Genomic DNA, 25,705 nt, shown 5'->3' with positions numbered 1-25,705 from the left:
TTTCATTCATTATTGAGTAGTCGAACGTCTTGGAAAGGATAGAACACAAATGATGTCGTTCCTTGAATATCACTCTTTGTAAAAAGACCTAAGCCATTACGACTGTCCATTGAGTTTTGACGGTTGTCACCCATGACAAAATACTTGCCTTTTGGAACGGTAAGAGGACCAAAATCAGGTGTCAGCAAGATGCCATCTGCGGCTGCTTTCTTTTTGTTTGACGCTAAGTAAGGCTCTGCCACCTTTTGACCATTGACATACAGCTGGTCATTTTTCATTTCAATTTTATCACCAGGTAAACCAATCAACCGTTTAACATAATGAGTACTGCGGTCTTCCCCATCAAGAACAATGATCTGTCCCCGCTTATAATCACCGAAATAATCAACCGTCTTATTCACAAAAACCCGCTCTGTATTATGCAATGTTGGATCCATAGAGGTCCCTTTTACAATATACGGTGCGAATAAAAAGTTACGAATGATAAAAACGGCAATGAATGCGATTAAGATCGCTTTGAGCCAGCCCCATACTTCTGATTTCTTTTTTTGTGTTTTTGTATTTGTTGTCATAAGCTCCTCCTGAAATCCCCTAGGACGAAATGAGTTCCGCTAGCTGCACGCCAGCATCACGCTTGTATCACCCTAAATATAAACATAATTTGCCAACAAATCAAGCGATGAGAGAGAAAAAGGCAAGCACCCTTCTGTGCTTGCCCAAAACTCAGTTACTTAGTAGAAGAATCCTCTTCTTTTTCTTTTGATTTACCATAGAAATAATCAGATGGATTCACTGGTTTAAAATCAGACAGCTTATGGAATCGAAGAAGATCCCTATAAAGCACTTTATCTGAAAGGCTTAACTGATTATCGACACGGGCTTTAATCGCCTCTGTCTTTTTATTTTGTTTCACAACTTTACCTGTTTTTGTATCATAGACAGTGTTATCTACAAGTGTATATTTTGGTGTCACATAGTTTCCGTTACGGAATGCAACAGTTTGATCATGTTTCTTAGAGAATAGATCTGTTCCAAAATTCACATACTCATTTGAATCAATACCTTGTAAGTGAAGAAGCGTAGGCATCACGTCTACTTCACCACCATACGTATGGTTCACGCCGCCCTGTTTGCCAGGAATACGAATCATGAGTGGTACACGCTGGTTTTGAGCATTTTGATAAGGTGTAATTTCTTTCCCTTGAATTTCGCTCATTGCACGGTTATGGTTTTCAGAAATACCGTTGTGATCACCATATAATAAAATGACAGAGTCTTTATACATACCTGATTTTTTCAAGTCTTTAAAGAATTGCTCTAATGACTCATCTAGATACCTTGCTGTTTGGAAGTAGTTATCTACTGTTTTGTCACCAGTTGTTGCCTTAGCAATCGTCGCATCTTTTTCATCTAAATTAAATGGATAGTGATTAGTCAATGTCATTAAATGTGCATAAAATGGCTTTTTCATTGATTCTAGCATCGGGATTGATTCTTTGAAGAATGGTTTATCCTTCAGACCCATATTCACAAGATTTTCTTCATCCATGTTGTAATGTGAAGCATCGAAGAATTGATCATATCCCATATGTTTATAAATCGTGTCACGGTTCCAGAAAGATTTATAGTCGCCATGAAGCACTGCGCTCGTATAGCCTGCTTTTTGATCTAGGATAGCAGGGAGTGATTGGTAAGTATTTTCACCTTTTGTCACAAACGCTGCTCCCTCTGGCAAGCCGAACATACTATTATCCATCATCAGTTCAGCATCAGCTGTCTTTCCTTGACCTGTCTGATGGAAGAAGTTATCGAAATACGTAAAGTCCTCTTTCCCATGAGCCAGCTTGTTTAAAAACGGTGTCACTTCTTCTCCATTTAGTTTGTAGTCAATTAAGAAAGACTGGAAGCTTTCTAAATGGATTTTAATGATGTTTTTCCCTTTTGCTTTACCGAAATACTCTGCGTTTGGCTTCGCATAGTGAGAAGCTGTATAGTTTACAACATCCGTTAAATCTTCACTGCTCGCATTTGCTACCTGTGTTGCATTTTGTGCTGATTGTACTCCGTCATAAATCGTATAATTATAAACACCTAAATATTTGACAACATACTTATGATCAAATGTTCTTGTTAATAATTCTGGACGGTCCTTTTCAGCTAAATGAAGGTTTACAAAGAACAGTCCTACACCTGCAGCCACAATCAACAGTGCAAATGTCTTTTTCATTTGGAATTTCTTCACTTCTGGTCTCCAGATCACAATCGCAATCAAGATAATGATATCAAGGAAATATAAAAGGTCATGCGGCTTAATACTAGATAACACACCGCCAGTCATGCCTCCTCCAAGATTGCCTGCTTGCTTCATTGTGGAGAAAGTCAAAAAGTCATCAAAGAAACGGTAGTACGCTACATTCGCATATAAAAGTGCGGTCATAATAAAGTCAATCACAATTAATACTATGGCAGATTTACGACCCTTCAAAAAGAGAGCCAGTCCCAAAAACACAATGGCTGAACTAAATGGATTTAATAAGAGAAGACCCTCTTGAAAAGAACCTTTCACTCCTAAATTAAAGTCCATTTTGTAGGCTGCATACGATTTCGCCCAAAATAAAAGGACAGCCAATACAAAAAAGCTATATTTGTTCGCAAATATTTTTTTCATAAAACCTCTTCTTTCTTATTATCGTTCTGATATAAATGAAATCATAAAAAATTTACATTGATTTTGCAAATGTAAATCTTCTTCACCAAGCATTCCCGATGCTCTGTTTCCGCCGGATATGTGTGCTCCGTTAATATAACGTATGAGAAGCATCATAGGTTTCAAAAAAAATACGAGTAAATAAAAGGAAAAATATCCATTTACATTTCATTTACACACACTTTGCAATTCAATAGATGAAGAAGGGTTTGTAAATCACTCAGTACTACTTTACTTTTTTCATCTATTCGTGTCAAAGTAATTATAAAGAAAAGGAAGAATCACCTAGGCTTTTCGACTCATTTACCCAAATATATACAAAATTCGATACATAACATATTCGTATTTATTGTGACTCAACCTCCAATCATCCATGTATTTTCTCTCCTTCTGACAATCTAAAAAAGTTTTAAGCAAAAAAAGCTTGATTTCTCCTCCTCATGTGCGGTGTGATAAAGATATAGATTTTCAACAAATCAGGCTGGAGGACATCACATGAAACATAACAAACAAATTAACGCATTTAAAAAACGATTTTCAGAAGAAATAGATCACATCATTGCTGTCACAGGACCTTCAGGAGTAGGTGCAGGAAAAGCCGGACAGGAAGCTCTTTGGACCGCTTCTATTCCACTGATTGCATGGAAGGAAAAAGACTTCGTTACAACAGAAAACATAAGACTCTGCTGGTTAACAGATGAAGAGGGATTAAGGGAAAAGCAGGCACAATTACCTAAAGAATCAATCGTGACACTTCAGGTCCGAAAAGGTGAAGGTGAGTTCATGCTTGTATCACTCATCGATACAGATACACAGGATGAAGAGCTGCAAGAGATACTAGAAGAAGCCCAAAAACCTGTCTTTTATCATGATGACCTGCTGGGCACCTTTGAATTAGTGAAAGGACTAGACTTATTTGAAACAACGATCCAGTGGAGTAATCAAGAATGCCTGCTCTACTTCAACCTCGAAGAAGATGAAAAAATAAACGACTCTCTTCGAACCGCTAGACAACTCATGAAAGAGAAGACCACATGGGATGCTTCTATTAAATCATTTGCAGCAAATCAGCTGCTTGAATTAACTAAAGACTGGCAGGAGCAAGATGACTCCGCTGAAACACAAGAAGAGCTTACGCTGGATCACTTTATAAGCCGCATCTCACTTGAAAGTCTGCATGCTTACCCAGATGGAGAGTTTGAAGTCTACTGTCATGACGGTGATTTATTTTGGGGACATGTCATCATTGTCTCAGGCAATATCAATGGCACGTTTCAAGATGCCCACATTGCAGGCTAAAGATTGGCGGGATAAATAATGGAGATCAAGGCTTTTCATGAATTAAAGCAAATTGGAAAAACACCCGTCGTGGCTAAGATTGGCGGCTTTCGTCCTGATCCAGCAGCACACAGCTGGTTTGCCGGTCATTTCTTCATCCACCCCGATCAAGGCTGGCCCATAGATCAAGATGGCGTTATGATTCCGATCTTACAAATTTATTTACCTGAAGTGCCAGAAGGATTGAACGAATTCAATGAATGTAAAATGATTCAAATCTTTCTCAACCAGAAAGCACTTCCGATGGATATTACCAAAAACGGCGAGGGCTGGAAGCTCATTGAATATGCAGATATGGAAGGATTAGAAGTAGTTGAAACTCCTGAAGAAGTGAGAGGACTCAAACCCTTTCAAATCCAATGGAAGGAAAGTGAGCAAGAAGACTACCCTTGCTGGGAAGAAGCGTGGTCATACGTCGATTTATCAGAAGTAAATGAAAGTGATGAAGCGATAGAACACTTCTTTGATCAATACACCAATTATTCGTTCACAAAAATCGGTGGATATGGGGCGTATATTCAATCTCCACCCCATCAACAACAAGGCGAATTCATGCTGCAAATCGCCTCAGAAGAAAAACCTCGGTTCATGATTGGTGATAATGGCACGATGTATTTCTATTACGACAAAGACACAAAAGAATGGTTTATGCATTGGGATTGTTTTTAAAGTTTTATTGAATGAAACCTTTCCTCCTTCTAAGCGTAGGAAATAATATGGAAGGAGGAACCAACATGGGATTCATTTTCGATATCTTTTCACTTGCTGTATATATCCCTTTTCTACAGGTAGATGAAGAGGATATCTCTAGAAACGCAGCCCATCTCAAAAAACATAGCTGGTTTCATGAGTTATTAAATGATCCAGCTTACAGGCATCTCATCATTTATCATCCAGATGTCCGCCAAGTCATTGGCAGATGTAACACAGATAAACTTCATCAGAAGCGATACAACTTAAAATGCGAACGTAAAGTGCTGAAAGCATTACGTCGTGCCAAGTAAATGGACAAAAGGGCCTTGCTTTCCTATGGCTCTTTTCATCGTTCTCTAAGAAAACATTTGACGCCTGGACAACTCTCCCCGTATATTATGTATAAATCCATCTTTTTCATAGAAAAGGGGGCTTTACATGCGCTTGTTTAAGTACTGGAGAAAAAAGCAGCCTAAACAACAGATCATCTCAGAAATGAAAGAAGACAGCATCCCAATCAACTTCTCCACACTTCCCTTTGGTACAGACACAGTAGATGATTTTTTGTTCAACTTAGACCTCACCTCGAAGCTCACAGATCCCTATAAAGAAACAGATCCGAACAAATGAACCTATCCTCATCCAATCCTGGATGATTTTTTTATACTCGATGAAAGGTGTGTCACATGAAAACATATTATATCGTCAGACACTGCCAAGCAACTGAACAATCCGAGGATGCGTATTTAACGCCACAAGGCATCGCACAATCTCATGCACTAGCACAGTTCTTTTCCGGCATTCACCTCAATAAGATCATCTCAAGTCCCTATAAGCGAGCGATCCAAACCATTGAGCCTCTTGCTCATGCAAAACAACTCGAGGTACAAATTGATCAGCGTCTCTCTGAACGTGTGTTAAGCAGCAAACCAATGGACGATTGGTATGAGAAACTAAAGCTCAGTTTTACGGACTTGCATATGACCTGTGAAGGCGGAGAATCGAGCCAAGAAGCGATGAATCGTATTGTAGAGGCACTCTATGAACAAATAAAATTAGGAAAAAATCATACTCTATTCGTCACACATGGCAATCTTATGAGCCTGCTTCTTAAACATGCCGATCCCACGATTGGATTCAAAGAGTGGGAGAAGCTAAGTAATCCAGATGTCTATGTCCTGAAATATTTCAAACCAGATCATATAGAAATAGAGCGTATATGGCATAAATAAACGGCAGAATGAATTCTGCCGTTTCCTCATCTATTGTTAATAATAAAAAGCCTCTACCCACTCATACGGCTTCTTACGCTCCGCACACCATTTCATGAATCCTCTTGTCTCCGTTTGCTGAAATTTCTTCCAGTCCGATAAAAGCTGATCATAATAGTCTGCTTGTTTTTCAACATTGGTACGAATCCTTTTATCTTCGATCAGCATCATGACATCTTCAATGCCTTGAATTCGCTCTTGATCTTTCTCATAGGTGCTTAAATAAAGATCTTCATGTATATGATGAAACGAATACCACAAAGCCGATAAATAGGTTTCGCAAATTTGTACAATGACACGCTGCTCCTTGCTACCTCCAAGCTCTAGTGCCTTCAATAAATAGGGCAGCCCTTCTCCCTGATGCACAAACAAGCCCTGCCAGCGATACTGTCTCACATCCATAGGATCAACCTTCTCCCACTCTTGCATAACAGGCTGAATCACCCCAATGATCAATGGATACACAAGCAAATGATGACCATCCTCAAACCGTTCAATCTTTTCAAACAGCCAAGCAACAAATGAACGCCGTGCTGCAAATTCGCTCTCCTTCATTTCTTCAACAAAAAACCGAAGAACCTTTAACGCATCTTTACGCAGACCCTGTTCTTTCTTCACACAGTACTGTCTAAAAAGCGGATAATCATGTGATCCCTCGTCTTCAATGATGGTCTGTAATATCGTCTTCATTTGCAAGTTAACAACTCCACCTTTTTACATTCTTTCTATTTCTCATTTATCTTTGAATCGTAAATCTGATTCCTTAACACTGATTCACCCATTCTAAATAACGCCTTTGAATCACTTTTTTGATTTTATCGTAGTTCTCCCAACTATCTTTAACATAATATACGCCTTCAGCTTCTGGAAATGTCTCCTCCTTATTTAAGCGTGATAAGAGTGGTATAAACACCTAATTGGTCTTTGACTTTTAGAAGGCTCTTGGCATCCTCAAATCCATTCTTTTCGGTGTTCATGAATGAATTGAATGTCTTTTTGATAATGTTCAAGGTGCCCCTCATGAATCATTTTTTGAAAAGCTATATCACCTTCACTCGCTTTTCGTTTCATGTACTGACATAACCCTTTTAAACGCAGCAGCACCATATCCACATAATCTTCTGCTATTTCCTCACCATAAGCTTCAAAAAACAGTTTCACTCTATGCTTTATCTGGTCTGCATGTTCTGATGAATGGTAGTTCACAATCTCTCCTGTTTCTGTGCGAAAAAACCTACTGAGAGGTACACAAGTATACAGAGTATATGCGATATCCCACAGCCTTGGACCAGGAGCAGCTACATCAAAATCAATGATTCCTACTGGTTTTTCATTATTGAAAATGATATTGTACATAGCAAAATCATTATGGCACACAACCTCTATGTTGTTAGGCGTATTGTCCATTCGTTCCCAATCGTCTGAAATGGGAAAATCACGAACAGCATCATGATACAGTCTAAGCATTCTCGCTATTTCTTTTAAGGCATGGAGAGAGCACATGTATTCTTTTAAGGGATCATGACTGGCTACGCCTTCAATGAAGGACAATATCTCTCTACCTTTTTCATCAACCCCTAAAAACTTTGGAGCATAGGAGAAATTCTTTTTTTCTAAATGCTTTAGCAGCTTTTGGATATTGATATTGTCTGACTTTACTTCTCGACGAACCGTATCTCCAGAACGATATACGTTCGAGACATTGCCACCTGTCAATAACTCTTCATGATCATTTTGTTTTTTCATAAATTCTCCCCTCAAATTGGGTCACAATGATGATGTTAGCTAAAGATGTGTATGTACCCACAAATATTCATTTAGTTACACAAAAGTATTTCACTGTTTTATGTGAATGCGCTACCGCATTTTGTTTCCTTACATGGTTAAATGTATCTTATCAAATGTTGCAAATCATCTAAAGATTATTCTGCTAAAAGAAGTACATGCTCATTATTTTCTAATAGGTTTCTATTTTTATCTAAATAACTCATTTAAACCACAAAAAAACGTTTCACCACAAGGGTGAAACGTTAGGTTGACGGTAAAAACCGATCATGAAATTATTAATAGATACCGGTGGCCGGGGTCGAACCGGCACTCCGTGAGGAACACGATTTTGAGTCGTGCGCGTCTGCCAATTCCGCCACACCGGCATGATCATTAAAGAGCGCAACTTATGATAAAAAACATGGTGCCGAGGGCCGGACTTGAACCGGCACGGTAGTCACCTACCGCAGGATTTTAAGTCCTGTGTGTCTGCCAATTCCACCACCCCGGCAGTCTTTTCAAAAAGGCGACACCCGGATTTGAACCGGGGATAAAGGTTTTGCAGACCTCTGCCTTACCACTTGGCTATGCCGCCATTATTGGAGCGGAAGACGGGATTCGAACCCGCGACCCCCACCTTGGCAAGGTGGTGTTCTACCACTGAACTACTTCCGCGAATCAACTGGGCTAGCTGGATTCGAACCAACGCATGACGGAGTCAAAGTCCGTTGCCTTACCGCTTGGCTATAGCCCAATAATAAAATGGGGCGATTGATGGGAATCGAACCCACGAGTGCCAGAGCCACAATCTGGTGCGTTAACCACTTCGCCACAACCGCCATAGATGTTATGAATCATATTAAGAAAATTGGCAGGGGCAGTAGGAATCGAACCCACACCGGAGGTTTTGGAGACCTCTGTTCTACCTTTAAACTATGCCCCTATGAAAATAAAAATGGTGGAGGGGGGCGGATTCGAACCGCCGAACCCGGAGGGAGCGGATTTACAGTCCGCCGCGTTTAGCCACTTCGCTACCCCTCCACATTTGAAAAACAGTGCCGGCAAGAGGACTTGAACCCCCAACCTACTGATTACAAGTCAGTTGCTCTACCAATTGAGCTACACCGGCAAATAGTGGTGGCTCGGGACGGAATCGAACCGCCGACACACGGATTTTCAGTCCGTTGCTCTACCAACTGAGCTACCGAGCCAAGTATTTATTTTAAAAATGGCGGTCCGGACGGGACTCGAACCCGCGACCTCCTGCGTGACAGGCAGGCATTCTAACCAACTGAACTACCGGACCATTTTGGTTGCACTCAATGAGCACTCCCCATTGGTGTATAAAATAATTTGGTTGCGGGGGCAGGATTTGAACCTGCGACCTTCGGGTTATGAGCCCGACGAGCTACCGAACTGCTCCACCCCGCGATGATATAAAAGATATGGTGGAGGATGACGGGCTCGAACCGCCGACCCTCTGCTTGTAAGGCAGATGCTCTCCCAGCTGAGCTAATCCTCCGAATAAAAAACACTGGTGTATATTCTATAAAATGGTGACCCGTACGGGATTCGAACCCGTGTTACCGCCGTGAAAGGGCGGTGTCTTAACCGCTTGACCAACGGGCCCTTTATTATGTAAATTGTGGCGGAGAGCAAGGGATTCGAACCCTTGAGACGGGGTTACCGCCTACACGATTTCCAATCGTGCTCCTTCGGCCACTCGGACAGCTCTCCAAATTGGCTCCGCAGGTAGGATTCGAACCTACGACCGATCGGTTAACAGCCGATAGCTCTACCACTGAGCTACTGCGGAATGAAGAAAGCCTGGCGATGTCCTACTCTCACAGGGGGAGACCCCCAACTACCATCGGCGCTGAAGAGCTTAACTTCCGTGTTCGGTATGGGAACGGGTGTGACCTCTTCGCCATCATCACCAGACAATTTAGTGACAAAAGATATTATACTATGTATTGAAAATAAATCAAGAGATATTTAAAAAATGTTCTCTCAAAACTAGATAACAATGTTCAAGCTTCACATTAGAATATAGGTTAAGTCCTCGATCTATTAGTATCTGTCAGCTCCACGTGTCACCACGCTTCCACCTCAGACCTATCAACCTGATCATCTTTCAGGGATCTTACTTCCTTGCGGAATGGGAAATCTCATCTTGAGGGGGGCTTCATGCTTAGATGCTTTCAGCACTTATCCCGTCCGCACATAGCTACCCAGCGATGCCCTTGGCAGAACAACTGGTACACCAGCGGTGCGTCCATCCCGGTCCTCTCGTACTAAGGACAGCTCCTCTCAAATTTCCTGCGCCCGCGACGGATAGGGACCGAACTGTCTCACGACGTTCTGAACCCAGCTCGCGTACCGCTTTAATGGGCGAACAGCCCAACCCTTGGGACCGACTACAGCCCCAGGATGCGATGAGCCGACATCGAGGTGCCAAACCTCCCCGTCGATGTGGACTCTTGGGGGAGATAAGCCTGTTATCCCCGGGGTAGCTTTTATCCGTTGAGCGATGGCCCTTCCATGCGGAACCACCGGATCACTAAGCCCGACTTTCGTCCCTGCTCGACTTGTAGGTCTCGCAGTCAAGCTCCCTTGTGCCTTTACACTCTGCGAATGATTTCCAACCATTCTGAGGGAACCTTTGGGCGCCTCCGTTACATTTTAGGAGGCGACCGCCCCAGTCAAACTGCCCACCTGACACTGTCTCCCTGCCCGATAAGGGCAGCGGGTTAGAAGGTCAATACAGCCAGGGTAGTATCCCACCGATGCCTCCACCGAAGCTAGCGCTCCGGTTTCCAAGGCTCCTACCTATCCTGTACAAGCTGTACCAACATTCAATATCAGGCTGCAGTAAAGCTCCACGGGGTCTTTCCGTCCTGTCGCGGGTAACCTGCATCTTCACAGGTACTATAATTTCACCGAGTCTCTCGTTGAGACAGTGCCCAGATCGTTGCGCCTTTCGTGCGGGTCGGAACTTACCCGACAAGGAATTTCGCTACCTTAGGACCGTTATAGTTACGGCCGCCGTTTACTGGGGCTTCAATTCGCACCTTCGCTTACGCTAAGCGCTCCTCTTAACCTTCCAGCACCGGGCAGGCGTCAGCCCCTATACTTCGCCTTACGGCTTCGCAGAGACCTGTGTTTTTGCTAAACAGTCGCCTGGGCCTATTCACTGCGGCTTCTCGGGGCTTTAACACCCTAAGAAGCACCCCTTCTCCCGAAGTTACGGGGTCATTTTGCCGAGTTCCTTAACGAGAGTTCTCTCGATCACCTTAGGATTCTCTCCTCGCCTACCTGTGTCGGTTTGCGGTACGGGCACCTCTCACCTCGCTAGAGGCTTTTCTTGGCAGTGTGGAATCAGGAACTTCGCTACTAAATTTCGCTCGCCATCACAGCTCAGCCTTTACGGGAAACGGATTTGCCTATTTCCCAGCCTAACTGCTTGGACGCGGATATCCAATACCGCGCTTACCCTATCCTCCTGCGTCCCCCCATTGCTCAAATGGTGAGGAGGTGGTACAGGAATATCAACCTGTTGTCCATCGCCTACGCCTTTCGGCCTCGGCTTAGGTCCCGACTAACCCTGAGCGGACGAGCCTTCCTCAGGAAACCTTAGGCATTCGGTGGACGGGATTCTCACCCGTCTTTCGCTACTCATACCGGCATTCTCACTTCTAAGCGCTCCACCAGTCCTTCCGGTCTGACTTCACAGCACTTAGAACGCTCTCCTACCACTGTTCGTAAGAACAGTCCGCAGCTTCGGTGATACGTTTAGCCCCGGTACATTTTCGGCGCAGAGTCACTCGACCAGTGAGCTATTACGCACTCTTTAAATGGTGGCTGCTTCTAAGCCAACATCCTGGTTGTCTAAGCAACTCCACATCCTTTTCCACTTAACGTATACTTTGGGACCTTAGCTGGCGGTCTGGGCTGTTTCCCTTTCGACTACGGATCTTATCACTCGCAGTCTGACTCCCAAGGATAAGTCATCGGCATTCGGAGTTTGACTGAATTCGGTAACCCGGTAGGGGCCCCTAGTCCAATCAGTGCTCTACCTCCGAGACTCTTACCTTGAGGCTAGCCCTAAAGCTATTTCGGAGAGAACCAGCTATCTCCAGGTTCGATTGGCATTTCACCCCTACCCACACCTCATCCCCGCACTTTTCAACGTGCGTGGGTTCGGGCCTCCATTCAGTGTTACCTGAACTTCACCCTGGACATGGGTAGATCACCTGGTTTCGGGTCTACGACCACGTACTCATGCGCCCTATTCAGACTCGCTTTCGCTGCGGCTCCGCATCTTCTGCTTAACCTTGCACGGGATCGTAACTCGCCGGTTCATTCTACAAAAGGCACGCCATCACCCTTTAACGGGCTCTGACTACTTGTAGGCACACGGTTTCAGGATCTATTTCACTCCCCTTCCGGGGTGCTTTTCACCTTTCCCTCACGGTACTGGTTCACTATCGGTCACTAGGGAGTATTTAGCCTTGGGAGATGGTCCTCCCGGATTCCGACGGAATTTCACGTGTTCCGCCGTACTCAGGATCCACTCTGGAGAGAACAACATTTCAGTTACAGGGCTGTTACCTTCTTTGGCGGGCCTTTCCAGACCTCTTCGCTTATATCGTTCCTTTGTAACTCCGTATAGAGTGTCCTACAACCCCAAGAGGCAAGCCTCTTGGTTTGGGCTGTTCCCGTTTCGCTCGCCGCTACTCAGGGAATCGCATTTGCTTTCTCTTCCTCCGGGTACTTAGATGTTTCAGTTCCCCGGGTATGCCTTCTCATACTCTATGTATTCAAGTATGGATACTACTCCATTACGAGCAGTGGGTTTCCCCATTCGGAAATCTCCGGATCAAAGCTTGCTTACAGCTCCCCGAAGCATATCGGTGTTCGTCCCGTCCTTCATCGGCTCCTAGTGCCAAGGCATCCACCGTGCGCCCTTTCTAACTTAACCATTTCTTACTTTAGAAAGAATCACTATGTGTGATGAACTTTGCATTGCATTCAATGTGAATGTATTACTTATTGTTATCTAGTTTTCAAAGAACAATCCTGTCTCGCTAGAGACATGTCTTGAAGGAATGATCCTTCAAAACTAAACAAGACGAAAACGCACACTGCTCCATATATCCTTAGAAAGGAGGTGATCCAGCCGCACCTTCCGATACGGCTACCTTGTTACGACTTCACCCCAATCATCTGCCCCACCTTCGGCGGCTGGCTCCATAAAGGTTACCTCACCGACTTCGGGTGTTGCAAACTCTCGTGGTGTGACGGGCGGTGTGTACAAGGCCCGGGAACGTATTCACCGCGGCATGCTGATCCGCGATTACTAGCGATTCCAGCTTCACGCAGTCGAGTTGCAGACTGCGATCCGAACTGAGAACAGATTTATGGGATTGGCTAAACCTTGCGGTCTCGCAGCCCTTTGTTCTGTCCATTGTAGCACGTGTGTAGCCCAGGTCATAAGGGGCATGATGATTTGACGTCATCCCCACCTTCCTCCGGTTTGTCACCGGCAGTCACCTTAGAGTGCCCAACTAAATGCTGGCAACTAAGATCAAGGGTTGCGCTCGTTGCGGGACTTAACCCAACATCTCACGACACGAGCTGACGACAACCATGCACCACCTGTCACTCTGTCCCCGAAGGGAAAGCCCTATCTCTAGGGTTGTCAGAGGATGTCAAGACCTGGTAAGGTTCTTCGCGTTGCTTCGAATTAAACCACATGCTCCACCGCTTGTGCGGGCCCCCGTCAATTCCTTTGAGTTTCAGTCTTGCGACCGTACTCCCCAGGCGGAGTGCTTAATGCGTTAGCTGCAGCACTAAGGGGCGGAAACCCCCTAACACTTAGCACTCATCGTTTACGGCGTGGACTACCAGGGTATCTAATCCTGTTCGCTCCCCACGCTTTCGCTCCTCAGCGTCAGTTACAGACCAGAGAGTCGCCTTCGCCACTGGTGTTCCTCCACATCTCTACGCATTTCACCGCTACACGTGGAATTCCACTCTCCTCTTCTGCACTCAAGTTTCCCAGTTTCCAATGACCCTCCCCGGTTGAGCCGGGGGCTTTCACATCAGACTTAAGAAACCGCCTGCGAGCCCTTTACGCCCAATAATTCCGGACAACGCTTGCCACCTACGTATTACCGCGGCTGCTGGCACGTAGTTAGCCGTGGCTTTCTGGTTAGGTACCGTCAAGGTGCGAGCAGTTACTCTCGCACTTGTTCTTCCCTAACAACAGAGCTTTACGATCCGAAAACCTTCATCACTCACGCGGCGTTGCTCCGTCAGACTTTCGTCCATTGCGGAAGATTCCCTACTGCTGCCTCCCGTAGGAGTCTGGGCCGTGTCTCAGTCCCAGTGTGGCCGATCACCCTCTCAGGTCGGCTACGCATCGTCGCCTTGGTGAGCCATTACCCCACCAACTAGCTAATGCGCCGCGGGTCCATCTGTAAGTGACAGCCGAAACCGTCTTTCATCCTTGAACCATGCGGTTCAAGGAACTATCCGGTATTAGCTCCGGTTTCCCGGAGTTATCCCAGTCTTACAGGCAGGTTACCCACGTGTTACTCACCCGTCCGCCGCTAACATCCGGGAGCAAGCTCCCTTCTGTCCGCTCGACTTGCATGTATTAGGCACGCCGCCAGCGTTCGTCCTGAGCCAGGATCAAACTCTCCGAGGTATGCAGGATGCATATCACACATGCGTTGCTACACGATGTAGCGAACTTAGCATGTGATCATTTCCTGCCTCGTCAGCGTTTGACTGACTACCTATGATATAACATAGGATTTTTTTATAAAAACTCGAATTAACAGGTACGTTTTGTCTTGTTTAGTTTTCAAAGATCATCTTCGTCGTCTCTCATAGGCGACTTTCTCAATATAACATTTCGACGCCGTGTGCGTCAAGTGTTTTTTAGAATTTCTTTTTGTCAGCTTTTCTTCCAAAAGCAACTTGTTTGCTCGTTAGCGACGTATAATAATATACCATCATAATATTCAGGCGTCAATATCTTTTTTCACAAAATATCCTCGATGATAGATTTTTTGCCCCTTTGTCTCAATCGGCTCCACCTGAACAATTCCTTTTTCCACAAAGAAATCAATCATGACGCTAAGGTCAGGCGTGAAATACTTGAGGTCAGGATGCGCGAGAAGCTCTCCAAAAAGCCATATATCTTGCTGTTCCATGACATGACGCAAATGAGCGGCGCCAATTTCTGCTTTTGAATGGATCAAAAAGTCATTTGCTAAAAATAAAAGTTCCAAACGTTTATGAAGGCTTTCGTGGCTTTCAATGAGTTCTGAATAAAGTTTATATACTTCCGGTTCCATATGACGCACCTGATTCCAAACTGTCACTTCTGGGTGGAAACCTTTATCGATCACTTCAATACGTGCCAAATGATGCAGAGCATGCACAATTGAATTATATGCATCAAGGAATTGATTTGACTCAAAAAATGCTTTTCCTTCTATATATCTGCGAATAAGCTTGCCGTATTCTAAACCGATTTTAAGTTTGCGGTTTGAAAATGGGAATGTACTCAGGTCATCAATTAAGTTGAAAATATATTCATTTCGATCAAATAGGACTTTCCCATTCAAAATCCAATCAATGATTCGGCGGTTTGTGCCAAGGGTGATCCATTCCTTCAACTGCTCATCTGTGACAACATTTAAAGAAGCTGTTTGGTGATCGGATTCATAGTGCTTGATAAATAACGGCTCTTCCGCTTCTTTTACAATGACTAGAAGTGCTGCATCAAAGTTATCCGTCTCAGAAGATACCTTGTGTCTTCTTTCTACTATAATCACAGCCAATGTGTCTGGGTGACTTGCTCTCTCTTGATAAATAGGACGGAGAAGATTTTCCATAGTGATTCCTCCAATACTCGGGTGTAAAGTTCTTCTCTAATGCTATGTATTTCTCCTCATAGAATCAAAATTCCTTCAATTCAAGAAAAAAGATCATTGAATCATTATAAGCAATTTATTCACAAAACTCTATAACTAATTCAAACAGAAAGGTAAAATGTGCTATATTGGAGACAAGGGGGGCTAGGGATGGCGAAATACTCCAGTAAGATTAATAAAATCAGAACATTTGCACTTAGTTTGGTTTTTGTTGGCTTTCTGATCATGTATATCGGTGTGTTCTTCAAGGAATCGATTTGGCTGTCGACTTTCTTTATGCTGCTCGGCGTCTTATCGATCGGATTGAGTACAGTGGTTTACTTTTGGATCGGTATGCTTTCTACGAAGGCAGTCCGTGTCGTATGTCCAGGCTGTGAGAAGGAAACAAAAGTGCTTGGGCGGGTGGACATGTGCATGCATTGCAGAGAGCCGCTTACACTCGATCCAGCATTAGAAGGCAAAGAGTTTGATGAATCCTACAATCGAAAAAAGTCATAAAAAAAGCTGACCATTTAACCGGTCAGCTTTTTCATTAATGATTTTCTTTTTTCGCACATTCTTGACAAGTCCCATAGATCTCCAAGCGATGATGACTGACTGTAAAGCCCGTCACATGGGATGCAAGCTGTTCAACTTCATCAAGGCCAGGATAATGAAAGTCCACTATTTTTCCGCAGTTTTCACAAATCGCATGGTAATGGTCAGATGTCGCAAAATCAAATCGGCTTGAGGAATCACCGTACGTTAATTCCTTTACTAATCCAGATTCCCGGAAGACTCGTAAATTGTTGTAAACCGTTGCGACACTCATATTTGGAAATTTCCCTTCAAGTGCTTTATATATATCGTCCGCGGTTGGGTGAGTCATAGAATTTACGAGAAACTCCAAGATGGCATGGCGCTGCGGAGTAATTCGAACACCGGTTTCTTTTAAAGCATCTAAAGCGTCTTTTAGTTCGTGAGCAGCCATTTCATCATGCACCTCTCTTCAAAAATATTCTTATATTGTAATCTTTATAAATAGTGTACCCCCAGAGCCGAATCTTTGTCAATTACAATCCTCTTTTTTACCTATTCTTCTTCACAAAAAGACCGGCATGTCTGCCGGTCCTATCCTGTGATGATATTAAGCGTGAGATTTTAGTTCCTCAAGCGCTTCTTCTACGTGGTCTTTCACCTTAACTTTTCTCCACTCTTTCACAAGCATTCCTTCTTTATTAATAAGAAACGTTGAACGTTCGATGCCCATGTATTCTTTGCCAAAGTTCTTTTTCAGCTTCCATACTCCAAAGGCTTCGGACAATTTCTGTTCATCGTCTACAAGAAGTAAGAACGGTAAATCATGTTTTTCTTTAAACTTCTGATGTTTATCCTGACTGTCTGGGCTTACGCCGATAATGACAGCATCTAATTCTGCAAAGCTTTGATGGCGATCGCGGAAATCACATGCTTCTGTTGTACAGCCGGGTGTCATATCTTTTGGATAGAAATAAAGGACAATATGTTTTCCTTTAAAGTCAGAAAGCTTTACTTTCTCCCCGTTGTCACCGGTTAATTCGATTTCAGGTACTTGCTGGCCTACTTCGATTGTCATGACACAATCCCTCCAACCTATTTTTTAATAGCCTATCCAATTTTGAAAGGATATTCAACTAAGGACGCTTGCATCGGCATGTTAAAATAATGATAGACGACGTGATACGTTGAGATAGGAGGCTATTTATGAAATTCACAGAATCAGAAAAATTACATCAAGAGGCGCTGGAGCATATTGTTGGAGGTGTCAACAGCCCGTCTCGTTCATATAAGGCAGTAGGCGGCGGTTCACCCGTGGCTATGGAAAAAGGAGAAGGCGCTTATTTTTGGGATGTTGACGGAAATCGCTATATCGATTATCTAGCAGCATACGGCCCAATTATTACAGGACATGCCCACCCTCATATTACAAAAGCGATTACAAAAGCGGCTGAATCAGGTGTCCTTTACGGAACGCCAACGAAGCATGAAGTCACTTTTGCTAAAATGCTGAAGGAAGCCATGCCTGCTTTAGACAAGGTTCGCTTTGTCAATTCAGGTACTGAAGCGGTGATGACAACGATTCGTGTCGCACGTGCATATACAGGCAGAACAAAGATCATTAAGTTTGCCGGATGCTATCACGGTCACTCTGATCTTGTACTTGTGGCAGCTGGCTCTGGTCCATCCACTTTAGGAACCCCTGATTCAGCAGGCGTTCCAAAGAGCATCGCCAATGAAGTGATTACCGTTCCATTTAATGATCTTGACAGCTACAAAGAAGCATTGAATCGATGGGGCGATGAAGTCGCAGCTGTCCTTGTCGAACCGATTGTCGGGAACTTCGGCATCGTGGAGCCTATGGACGGTTTCCTGCAGCAGGTCAATGACCTCACTCATGAAAAGGGCGCACTTGTGATCTATGATGAAGTGATTACAGCTTTCCGCTTTATGTACGGAGGCGCACAGGACTTACTTCAAGTAAAACCTGACCTCACTGCATTAGGAAAAATCATTGGCGGCGGACTTCCAATCGGTGCTTATGGCGGTAAAAAAGAAATTATGGAGCAAGTCGCTCCTCTTGGACCAGCCTATCAAGCTGGCACGATGGCAGGAAATCCTGCATCCATTCTTTCTGGTATTGCCTGCTTGGAATTGTTAAAACAAGATGGTGTTTACGAGCGTCTTGATCAGCTTGGCGCTATGCTAGAAGAAGGCATTTTAGCCCATGCAAAAAAACATCAAGTAGATATTACAGTGAACCGCTTAAAAGGTGCTCTCACTGTCTATTTCACAAAAGAAACCATTGTGAACTATGAACAGGCTGAAAATACGGATGGCGAAATGTTCGCTCGCTTCTTTAAATTAATGCTTTCGCAAGGGATTAACCTCGCTCCTTCTAAATATGAAGCTTGGTTCTTAACGATTGCACATACTGAAAAAGATATTTCTGAGACGCTGCAAGCAGTAGATCATGCGTTTGAACAGTTGAAACAATCATAATAGGGTCAAAAACAGGCGTAAAAAAATGCGCCTGTTTTTTTATTTATCAGCTCTTGTTTGTCAAAAGCGTGTGAATCTGTTACATTTCTTCTCAATACCTTCTTTTGATGTTTTCATGAACTTTCAAAAATCACTTGAATATTTCGGAAGACCGCTGTATATTACTTAGTTGTTCATCAAAATATTTATAATAAATGACGAGTGATCATCTATTATCTAAAAGAAAGGAATGCAGGGACAAAACCAATGAAACTTGGAGCCCGTATTTTAAAAACAGGTATTGCCATTGTACTCGCGCTTTACCTGGCAACATGGCTTGGGTTGCCAACGCCCGTCTTCGCGGGAATTGCAGCTGTATTTGCTATCCAGCCATCTATTTATCGATCTTTTTTAACGATTGTTGATCAAGTGCAAGCCAATATTATTGGAGCAGCACTTGCCATTACGTTCGGTCTGCTTTTTGGCACTGGACCAGTCATTATCGGTTTAACCGCCGTCATGGTCATCGCCATTAATTTAAAGCTGAAGATTGAACACACGATTCCAATTGCACTTGTAACCGTCATTGCGATTTTAGAAAGTGCAGGGGATCATTTCCTTTCCTTTGCCTTAATTCGAACAGCTACTGTGGTGTTAGGAGTTCTTTCTTCATTTTTAGTGAATTTAATCTTCCTGCCGCCAAAGTATGAAACAAAGCTTGTTCATCACATTATGGAAAATACGGAGGAGATTTTAAAATGGATCCGTCTGAGCTCCAGACAGTCTACTGATCATTCCATTTTAAAGGATGACATCGATCAAATAAAAGAACGCATGATCAAATTAGATCACATTTACTTGTTATACAAAGAGGAACGAAGCTATTTAAAGAAAACAACCTATGTAAAATCAAGAAAGCTCGTTTTGTTCAGACAGGCCATTATGACATCGAATCGTGCCCTGTACTTGCTGAAAAAGCTTCATAAATTAGAAAATGAAATTCATTTGATGCCAGAGCATTTCAAGGAAAGCTTAACAGATGAAATTGATTACTTACTGTATTGGCATGAGCGCACCTTGATGAAATTCGTCGGTAAAATGAAGCCGCAGGACGATGAATTTCAAAATGAATGCTCTCTTCGCCTTGAAACGTTAACGAAATCATTTATCCAGCATCAGCAAAACCAAGAAAACGACTTGCTCGATTACAATATGCTGAATGTCATGTCCAGCATCATCGAATACCGTGATGAACTAGAGCATTTAGATACATTGATTACAAGCTTCCAGACGTATCACCCAAAAGACAGTGAAATTGAGACAGATGAAAAAGAAGCATAAATAGAAAAGACCAGACCGATTCCAAGAATCGGTCTTATTTTATTTTCTTCATTTTAGGATCCAGTGTGTCTCTTAACCCATCTCCCATCAGGTTAAAGCCCAAAACTGTCAGCATGATCGCTACACCTGGGAAAATTAATGTCCAAGGGGCTTGAACGAGATAAGGTCTTGCATCGGCAAGCATTTTCCCCCACTCTGGGCTTGGTGCCTGTGCACCCAATCCTAAAAAGCCTAAAGCCGCTGCTTCGATAATCGCTGTTCCGATCGCAAGCGTCGCTTGTACGATGACCGGCACCATACTGTTTGGCAGAATGTGACGCAGTACGATGCGGCGGTGTGACATCCCAACCGCCTTTGCTGCTAGCACGTATTCTTCTTGTTTAATACTCAGCACTTTTGAACGAACGAGCCGTCCAAAGGTTGGGACATTAATAATCGCAATGGCAATAAGGGCATTTTGTAAGGAGGGGCCTAAGATAGAGACGATCGCAATCGCCAGTAGAATACTAGGAAAAGCGAGTAAAATATCAAACACTCTCGAGATCACAGCATCTAGCACTCTTCCGCCATAGCCTGCAATCAATCCAAGCAGTGTGCCTAAAATGACAGACCCGAGAACCGAGAAGAAACCAACCCATAAGGAAATCCGCGCGCCATGCACAACTCTTGAAAATATATCTCTGCCGAAATCATCTGTACCAAACCAGTGCGCAGCTGATGGCGCACTAAATCGCTCACCGAGAGATTGTTCATTGATTCCAAAAGGAGCAATGAGCGGTGCAAATATCGCTAAAATGAGAAATAAAAAGACAATCACACTGCCAATGACCGCCAGCTTATGCTGAAAGAACAGCTTCATCGATTCAAGAATCAATGATTGAGAGCGCTCTTCTTTTGGTTGAGGTGGTTCAAGCTCTTTTTGCGCTTCCATGTGATCACTCTCCCTCCCTAATATTTAATCCTTGGATCAATGACCGCATACAAGATGTCCACAATGAAATTGATCAGGACAAATATGAGCGCAACGACGAGAATACCTGTTTGAATGACAGGGTAATCACGATAACTGATGGCGTCATATATATACCGCCCGATTCCCGGCCATGCAAAAATGGTCTCTGTTAAAATGGCTCCGCCTAGCAAAAGGCCCGTCTGAAGACCAATAATCGTCAAGATCGGAATGAGCGCATTTTTCAGACCATGCTGATAAATGATGAAAAATGAACGTACTCCTTTTGCTTTTGCTGTTCGAATAAAGTCTGAATGAAGTACTTCCAGCATACTTGCCCTTGTAATTCTCGCAATAATCGCAGCAGGGATTGTGGCGAGTGCTGTACTTGGTAAGATCAAATGCTTGATGCTGTCAGTGAATTGATCAAACCGGCCTTGCAAAAGCGTGTCCAGCGTATGAATATAGGTGATTGATTCCACTGGATTTCTGACGTTTTCACGTCCCGTTGTCGGTAAAATACCTAATTCAATCGAGAACAGCCACTGCCCCATTAAGCCTAACCAGAAAATCGGCATGGACACTCCAATGAGTGCAATAAACATCGCGACATAATCAAAGAAAGAATGTTTAAACCAAGCACTGATGATTCCAGCATTTACCCCCACAACAATCGCCAGCACCATGGCAAAAAAGGTCAATTCTAACGTCGCAAATAAGTATGGCTTCATTTCCTGGGCAATAGCCGCTCCTGTTCGTATCGAAGTCCCTAAATCCCCTTTTAAAAGGCCCAGCATGTAATGTCCGTATTGAACATACCAAGGCTGATTTAAACCGAGCTGGATGGTTAACTGTTCTACTGCTTCTTTCGTTGCCCGCTGTCCTAAGATGACCTGTGCTGGGTTTCCTGGAATAAACCGTATAATTGAAAACACGACCAATGTCATTCCGATCAATACTGGGATGAGCATTCCTGCCCGCTTCATACAATAAGCAAACAAACAGCTTTCACCGCCTTTTCTTTGTTTGAATAAGGGAGATACAAGATCTCCCTTATTTGCTTATTCGAAATACACGTCAGTCAAAGCTTCTGAACCAGTTGGATGCGGCTGGTAGCCTTTTAAATCACTAGATGCTGCAAGCATTGGGATGGAATGCACCAATGGAATCCAAGGTGCTTCATCATGAATGATTTCTTGTGCTTTTTTATATAGCTCATTTCGTTTCTTTTGATCTGTGTCTGTTTGCGCTTCAATGAGGATGTCATGCATTTTATCGTTTTCGAAGAATGTATAGTTGTTGCCGCCAATGCTGTCTTTGTCCAAAAGTGTGTAGATGAAATTATCAGGATCGCCATTGTCCCCTGTCCAGCCTAATAAGAACACATCAGCTTCCCCTTTACTTGCCTTATCTAAATAGGTCGCCCAGTCGTAAGTCACAATTTCTGCTTTGACGCCGACCTTTTCAAAGTTTGATTGAATGACTTCTGCTACCTTCATCCCATCTGGCATATACGGACGCGGTACAGGCATCGCCCAAAGCTTGATGCGAAAGCCGTCAGGAAAGCCCGCTTCTTTTAAAAGTTCCTTCGCTTTTTCAGGATCATACGGATATGGATCAATGTCGTCATTGTAACCTTCTAAAGCTGGAGGAAGAGGGTTTTTTGCTGGCTCGGCAAGTCCTCCATAAAATGACTTAATAATGGATTCTTTATCGACCGCGTAATTGAGCGCTTGACGAACGAGCTTGTTATCAAGCGGCTTTCTTGTGACGGTCAGTCCGATATAACCTACATTCATTGATGGTCTTTCAATGAGCTGGAGTGCTTGATCCGTTTTAATGCCATCTAAATCTGACGGATTCACGCCATCCATCAAATCGATCTCGCCTGTTTTCAATGCATTTAAGCGAGCCGAGTTTTCTGGGATCGAGCGGAAGATGATTTGATTCAGTTTTGGTTTATCCTTCTGCCAGTAATCTTCGTTCTTTTCTAACACGATACGGTCGTTTTGTTTCCACTCTTTAAATTTGAATGGTCCTGTTCCTACTGGATTTTCGCGAAAGGAATCGCCGCTTTTTTCAACAGCTGCAGGACTCGCGATGCCAAACGGTGACATGGCAATATTTTTAAGAAATGTCGCCTGCGGGCGCTTTAGCTGAAATTCAACTTCATGCTCACCTTTGACGATGATGTCCTTAATCACATGGCCTTTATCTTTTTTATAACCGCCAAACATGCCATAGTACGGGAATTTTTCTGCATCACCATTCATCCAGCGGTCAAAGTTGAATTTCACTGCTTCTGCGTTAAAGTCTGTGCCATCGTGAAATTTCACACCTTCTCTTAAGTAGAATGTGTACGATTTTCCGTCCTTTGCAACATCCCAGTCTGTTGCGAGACCTGGATGGATGGTCGTGTCTTTCTCACCGTAATTCAGCAGCTTTTCAAACATATTCTCTGTGACCTTGAAGGTTTCGCCTTCTGTTGTTGTGATTGGATCAAGTGAAGTGGAGTCTCCTCCTCTGCCAAATACGAGGGTGTCTTTTGTTGCCTTCTCTTCTGATGACGGAGCGGACGAGCATCCCCCTAAAAACAGTGCAAGTGCCAGCACAAAAATGAAACTACTGAACAACCATGTCTTCTTCATTGTGTTCCTCCTTTTGATATAAGTAACACGCCGCCGCGTGCCTCGCTTCCTTCTCATACAAAGCAGGTGCTGCTTTTAAGCATTTCTCCCACCTTTTTGGACACCTTTTGTAGAAAGGACAGCCGCCGCTTGGTGTCATGGCAGACTCTTCTGCCGACACATCTTGCGTCTCTAGCACGTGATCCATATGTGGAATGGATTTCAGAAGCAGCGATGTATAAGGATGAAGCGGGCTGTGAAATACGTCTTCGGCAGGCCCCATCTCGACAATGCGGCCTGCATACATGACTGCGATTCGGTCGCTCATATATCTGACAACACCAAGATCGTGAGAAATAAATAGATACGTTAGAGAAAGTGTCTTTTGCAATTCAAGCATCAAATTCAAAATTTGCGCCTGAACGGATACATCTAAAGCTGAAACGGGTTCATCGGCAATGACAAGACTTGGATGGGTAATGAGTGCTCTAGCGATACCAATACGCTGCCTTTGTCCGCCGCTGAATTGGTGTGCATAACGTTCTCCGTAGGATGGGTCAAATCCGACAATATGCAGCATCTCTTTTACCCGCTTCCGTCTTTCTGCTTTCGTTCCATGTCGATGGACAATGAGCGGTTCCTCTAAAATATCTTTGATTTTCATTCGTGGATTTAATGAAGCGTATGGATCTTGGAAAATCATTTGAATGTCTTTTCTTAAAGAACGCATCTCTCTTTCTTTCAAAAGAGTGACCTCTTGCCCTTTCAGTTGAATAGAGCCTGACGTCGGTTCAGTCAATCTCATTAAGCTTTTGCCAAGTGTTGATTTCCCGCAGCCCGATTCACCAACAATGCCAAGCGTTTCCCCCTCCTTCACGTGAAAGGACACTTGATTTAAAGCCAGAGTCGAATGTTTGTGTTTAGAAAAAAAAGCGGCTGTGTCATACCGTTTTGTCAGCTGATTCACTTGCAAGAGTGGGTGACTCAGTGTCTTCTCCTCCTTCCATTAGAAAGCATGCCACGCGGTGATCCTGTTCAATGGATTGTAAAACTGGATCTTCTTCAAGACATTGCGCCATTTGATAGGAGCAGCGCGCGGCAAATTGACAGCCTGATCGAATGGTCCCAGGCTTCGGTACATGACCTGCAATGGAGATGAGCTTTTCTTTTTTCTCTTTAAACGATGGAACTGAGGCGAAAAGACCTTTTGTGTAGGGATGCAGAGGTTTTTGAAAAATACGGTCAACGGTTCCTTCTTCTACGATTCGACCGGCATACATAATCATGACTCGCTGGCATATTTGCCGCACGACACCTAGATCATGGGTAATAAATAAGATCGCGGTGTCCATCTCTTCATTCAGCTTTTTGAGCAGGCGAAGGATTTGCGCTTGGATGGTCACATCAAGTGCAGTTGTTGGTTCATCTGCGATCATGAGCTTTGGGTGACAAAGCATCGCCATCGCAATCATCACACGCTGGCGCATGCCACCTGATAATTCATGCGGGTATTTTTTAAGCAACGATTCGGCTTGCTTCAATCCAACTGTCTGAAGCAGATCAACCGCCTTCGCTTTTGCTTCTTTTTGACCGATTGCTTGATGTGTGAAAAGGGCTTCCGTCATTTGTTTGCCGATGGTCATTAATGGGTTCAGAGAGGTCATTGGTTCTTGGAAAATCATCGAAATATCATTTCCTCTTATTTCTCGCCACTGTTTTTCTGAAAGCGACAGCAGGTTTTGCCCTTCGAATTGGATCTCTCCCGTTGTATCTGTTTGCTGATTCAGTCCCATTAATGACATAGATGTGATACTTTTCCCGCAGCCAGATTCGCCAACAATTCCTAAGGTTTCTCCTTTTTGAATCGAGAACGATATGTGATGGACGATGGGTACTTTTTGCTTTTTTTGCTGAAATGCAATGGACAGCTGTTTGACATCTAGCAGCACGTCTTGTTCTTTCACATATTCACCACCCCGTCATACTTTTTAAAATTGTATTGAGACAAGCTGGGAAATATGTCATGTTTTTGACAAGCATAAAAAAGCCTATCCGCTAGAATCGGA

The 25,705-nt window shown here is 43.6% G+C and carries 20 protein-coding genes, 16 tRNA genes and 3 rRNA genes; 8 read left to right on the top strand and 31 right to left on the bottom strand.

Annotation, left to right across the window (positions count from 1 at the left end; translation table 11 throughout):
• Positions 1–2 precede the first annotated feature (2 nt).
• The gene (lepB, locus tag NSQ36_RS04560; RefSeq protein ID WP_003211638.1) at positions 3–572 is read right to left on the bottom strand and encodes a signal peptidase I; all 570 of its coding nucleotides are present in this window, start codon (positions 570–572) and stop codon (positions 3–5) included.
• A 155-nt stretch (positions 573–727) separates the two neighbouring features.
• Positions 728–2,668 (bottom strand): LTA synthase family protein, encoded by a 1,941-nt coding sequence (locus tag NSQ36_RS04555; protein ID WP_003210978.1) that lies wholly within the window; start codon positions 2,666–2,668, stop codon positions 728–730.
• Positions 2,669–3,202: 534 nt separating this feature from the next.
• Between NSQ36_RS04555 and NSQ36_RS04550 the strand changes: the two genes are divergently transcribed.
• From NSQ36_RS04550 to NSQ36_RS04530, 5 genes are all read left to right on the top strand, one after another.
• The gene (locus NSQ36_RS04550; protein WP_339206897.1) at positions 3,203–4,006 is read left to right on the top strand and encodes a DUF2262 domain-containing protein; all 804 of its coding nucleotides are present in this window, start codon (positions 3,203–3,205) and stop codon (positions 4,004–4,006) included.
• 18 nt (positions 4,007–4,024) lie between these two features.
• The gene (locus tag NSQ36_RS04545) at positions 4,025–4,714 is read left to right on the top strand and encodes a DUF1963 domain-containing protein (protein WP_339206895.1); all 690 of its coding nucleotides are present in this window, start codon (positions 4,025–4,027) and stop codon (positions 4,712–4,714) included.
• A gap of 65 nt (positions 4,715–4,779) precedes the next feature.
• On the top strand, positions 4,780–5,049 hold the full coding sequence (locus NSQ36_RS04540; RefSeq protein WP_113386887.1) for a hypothetical protein: 270 nt from the start codon (positions 4,780–4,782) through the stop codon (positions 5,047–5,049).
• 127 nt (positions 5,050–5,176) lie between these two features.
• Positions 5,177–5,368: a hypothetical protein gene (locus NSQ36_RS04535; protein WP_003212265.1), complete on the top strand. Its 192-nt coding sequence runs from the start codon at positions 5,177–5,179 to the stop codon at positions 5,366–5,368.
• A 56-nt stretch (positions 5,369–5,424) separates the two neighbouring features.
• Entirely contained in the window at positions 5,425–5,970 is a 546-nt protein-coding gene (locus NSQ36_RS04530; RefSeq protein WP_137054870.1) for a histidine phosphatase family protein, read from the top strand.
• Between the two features lie 36 nt (positions 5,971–6,006).
• Here the strand turns inward: NSQ36_RS04530 and NSQ36_RS04525 are convergent, their stop codons facing one another.
• From NSQ36_RS04525 to NSQ36_RS04420, 22 genes are all read right to left on the bottom strand, one after another.
• Positions 6,007–6,705, bottom strand: coding sequence for a hypothetical protein (locus NSQ36_RS04525; RefSeq protein ID WP_339206892.1), 699 nt, complete (start codon positions 6,703–6,705; stop codon positions 6,007–6,009).
• Between the two features lie 255 nt (positions 6,706–6,960).
• Entirely contained in the window at positions 6,961–7,755 is a 795-nt protein-coding gene (locus tag NSQ36_RS04520; RefSeq protein ID WP_339206890.1) for a phosphotransferase, read from the bottom strand.
• 325 nt (positions 7,756–8,080) lie between these two features.
• A tRNA-Leu gene (locus NSQ36_RS04515) sits at positions 8,081–8,162 on the bottom strand.
• Between the two features lie 36 nt (positions 8,163–8,198).
• Positions 8,199–8,287 (bottom strand) — tRNA-Leu (locus tag NSQ36_RS04510).
• A 13-nt stretch (positions 8,288–8,300) separates the two neighbouring features.
• Positions 8,301–8,371, bottom strand: a tRNA-Cys gene (locus NSQ36_RS04505).
• Positions 8,372–8,376: 5 nt separating this feature from the next.
• A tRNA-Gly gene (locus tag NSQ36_RS04500) sits at positions 8,377–8,451 on the bottom strand.
• Positions 8,452–8,458: 7 nt separating this feature from the next.
• Positions 8,459–8,530, bottom strand: a tRNA-Gln gene (locus NSQ36_RS04495).
• A gap of 9 nt (positions 8,531–8,539) precedes the next feature.
• A tRNA-His gene (locus tag NSQ36_RS04490) sits at positions 8,540–8,615 on the bottom strand.
• A 30-nt stretch (positions 8,616–8,645) separates the two neighbouring features.
• Positions 8,646–8,719: transfer RNA gene (locus NSQ36_RS04485), tRNA-Trp, on the bottom strand.
• 13 nt (positions 8,720–8,732) lie between these two features.
• A tRNA-Tyr gene (locus tag NSQ36_RS04480) sits at positions 8,733–8,817 on the bottom strand.
• 15 nt (positions 8,818–8,832) lie between these two features.
• Positions 8,833–8,905, bottom strand: a tRNA-Thr gene (locus NSQ36_RS04475).
• 6 nt (positions 8,906–8,911) lie between these two features.
• Positions 8,912–8,987, bottom strand: a tRNA-Phe gene (locus NSQ36_RS04470).
• Between the two features lie 18 nt (positions 8,988–9,005).
• A tRNA-Asp gene (locus tag NSQ36_RS04465) sits at positions 9,006–9,082 on the bottom strand.
• A gap of 48 nt (positions 9,083–9,130) precedes the next feature.
• Positions 9,131–9,207 (bottom strand) — tRNA-Met (locus NSQ36_RS04460).
• Between the two features lie 15 nt (positions 9,208–9,222).
• A tRNA-Val gene (locus NSQ36_RS04455) sits at positions 9,223–9,298 on the bottom strand.
• 32 nt (positions 9,299–9,330) lie between these two features.
• A tRNA-Glu gene (locus NSQ36_RS04450) sits at positions 9,331–9,405 on the bottom strand.
• 17 nt (positions 9,406–9,422) lie between these two features.
• Positions 9,423–9,513 (bottom strand) — tRNA-Ser (locus NSQ36_RS04445).
• A 4-nt stretch (positions 9,514–9,517) separates the two neighbouring features.
• Positions 9,518–9,592, bottom strand: a tRNA-Asn gene (locus NSQ36_RS04440).
• A 9-nt stretch (positions 9,593–9,601) separates the two neighbouring features.
• Positions 9,602–9,717, bottom strand: a 5S ribosomal RNA gene (gene rrf, locus NSQ36_RS04435).
• A 109-nt stretch (positions 9,718–9,826) separates the two neighbouring features.
• A 23S ribosomal RNA gene (locus NSQ36_RS04430) occupies positions 9,827–12,757 on the bottom strand.
• 182 nt (positions 12,758–12,939) lie between these two features.
• Positions 12,940–14,488 (bottom strand): 16S ribosomal RNA (locus tag NSQ36_RS04425).
• The 16S, 23S and 5S rRNA genes sit together here with 16 tRNA genes alongside, the layout of an rRNA operon.
• Before the next feature lie 319 nt (positions 14,489–14,807).
• Positions 14,808–15,686, bottom strand: a complete 879-nt coding sequence (locus NSQ36_RS04420; protein ID WP_003217861.1) for a nucleotidyltransferase-like protein — start codon at positions 15,684–15,686, stop codon at positions 14,808–14,810.
• 189 nt (positions 15,687–15,875) lie between these two features.
• Here NSQ36_RS04420 and NSQ36_RS04415 point away from each other — a divergent pair, with 189 nt between their 5' ends.
• Positions 15,876–16,223: a YgzB family protein gene (locus NSQ36_RS04415; protein WP_003217804.1), complete on the top strand. Its 348-nt coding sequence runs from the start codon at positions 15,876–15,878 to the stop codon at positions 16,221–16,223.
• Positions 16,224–16,257: 34 nt separating this feature from the next.
• On the opposite strand, the gene perR is transcribed toward NSQ36_RS04415, so the two are convergent.
• Positions 16,258–16,695: a peroxide-responsive transcriptional repressor PerR gene (perR, locus tag NSQ36_RS04410; protein WP_003217782.1), complete on the bottom strand. Its 438-nt coding sequence runs from the start codon at positions 16,693–16,695 to the stop codon at positions 16,258–16,260.
• Between the two features lie 156 nt (positions 16,696–16,851).
• Complete coding sequence (bcp, locus tag NSQ36_RS04405) at positions 16,852–17,319, bottom strand: thioredoxin-dependent thiol peroxidase (RefSeq protein WP_113386881.1); 468 nt, start codon at positions 17,317–17,319, stop codon at positions 16,852–16,854.
• Positions 17,320–17,447: 128 nt separating this feature from the next.
• Between bcp and NSQ36_RS04400 the strand changes: the two genes are divergently transcribed.
• Both NSQ36_RS04400 and NSQ36_RS04395 read left to right on the top strand, forming a co-directional pair.
• Entirely contained in the window at positions 17,448–18,743 is a 1,296-nt protein-coding gene (locus NSQ36_RS04400) for a glutamate-1-semialdehyde 2,1-aminomutase (protein WP_339206888.1), read from the top strand.
• A gap of 246 nt (positions 18,744–18,989) precedes the next feature.
• Positions 18,990–20,063: an aromatic acid exporter family protein gene (locus NSQ36_RS04395; protein ID WP_050944721.1), complete on the top strand. Its 1,074-nt coding sequence runs from the start codon at positions 18,990–18,992 to the stop codon at positions 20,061–20,063.
• Positions 20,064–20,097: 34 nt separating this feature from the next.
• On the opposite strand, the gene NSQ36_RS04390 is transcribed toward NSQ36_RS04395, so the two are convergent.
• Genes NSQ36_RS04390 through NSQ36_RS04370 form a run of 5 tightly spaced genes read right to left on the bottom strand, consistent with a single transcriptional unit; the run spans position 20,098 to position 25,603 of the window.
• The gene (locus NSQ36_RS04390) at positions 20,098–20,994 is read right to left on the bottom strand and encodes an ABC transporter permease (protein WP_061407165.1); all 897 of its coding nucleotides are present in this window, start codon (positions 20,992–20,994) and stop codon (positions 20,098–20,100) included.
• 17 nt (positions 20,995–21,011) lie between these two features.
• Entirely contained in the window at positions 21,012–22,013 is a 1,002-nt protein-coding gene (locus tag NSQ36_RS04385; RefSeq protein ID WP_003217874.1) for an ABC transporter permease, read from the bottom strand.
• A 60-nt stretch (positions 22,014–22,073) separates the two neighbouring features.
• On the bottom strand, positions 22,074–23,660 hold the full coding sequence (locus NSQ36_RS04380) for an ABC transporter substrate-binding protein (RefSeq protein ID WP_044139669.1): 1,587 nt from the start codon (positions 23,658–23,660) through the stop codon (positions 22,074–22,076).
• Positions 23,635–24,612 carry an ABC transporter ATP-binding protein gene (locus NSQ36_RS04375; RefSeq protein ID WP_339206886.1) on the bottom strand — a complete coding sequence of 326 codons (978 nt, stop codon included), beginning with the start codon at positions 24,610–24,612 and terminating at the stop codon, positions 23,635–23,637. Before NSQ36_RS04375 ends, NSQ36_RS04380 begins: the two co-directional genes overlap by 26 nt.
• Positions 24,581–25,603 (bottom strand): ABC transporter ATP-binding protein, encoded by a 1,023-nt coding sequence (locus NSQ36_RS04370; RefSeq protein WP_335365060.1) that lies wholly within the window; start codon positions 25,601–25,603, stop codon positions 24,581–24,583. Before NSQ36_RS04370 ends, NSQ36_RS04375 begins: the two co-directional genes overlap by 32 nt.
• Positions 25,604–25,705 lie beyond the last annotated feature (102 nt).

Source organism: Bacillus sp. FSL W8-1143 (assembly GCF_037965155.1).
In the GTDB taxonomy this organism is placed as follows: domain Bacteria; phylum Bacillota; class Bacilli; order Bacillales; family Bacillaceae; genus Bacillus; species Bacillus pumilus.
The sequence above is the reverse complement of the archived record's forward strand: the minus strand, read 5'-3'. Positions and strand labels throughout refer to the sequence as shown.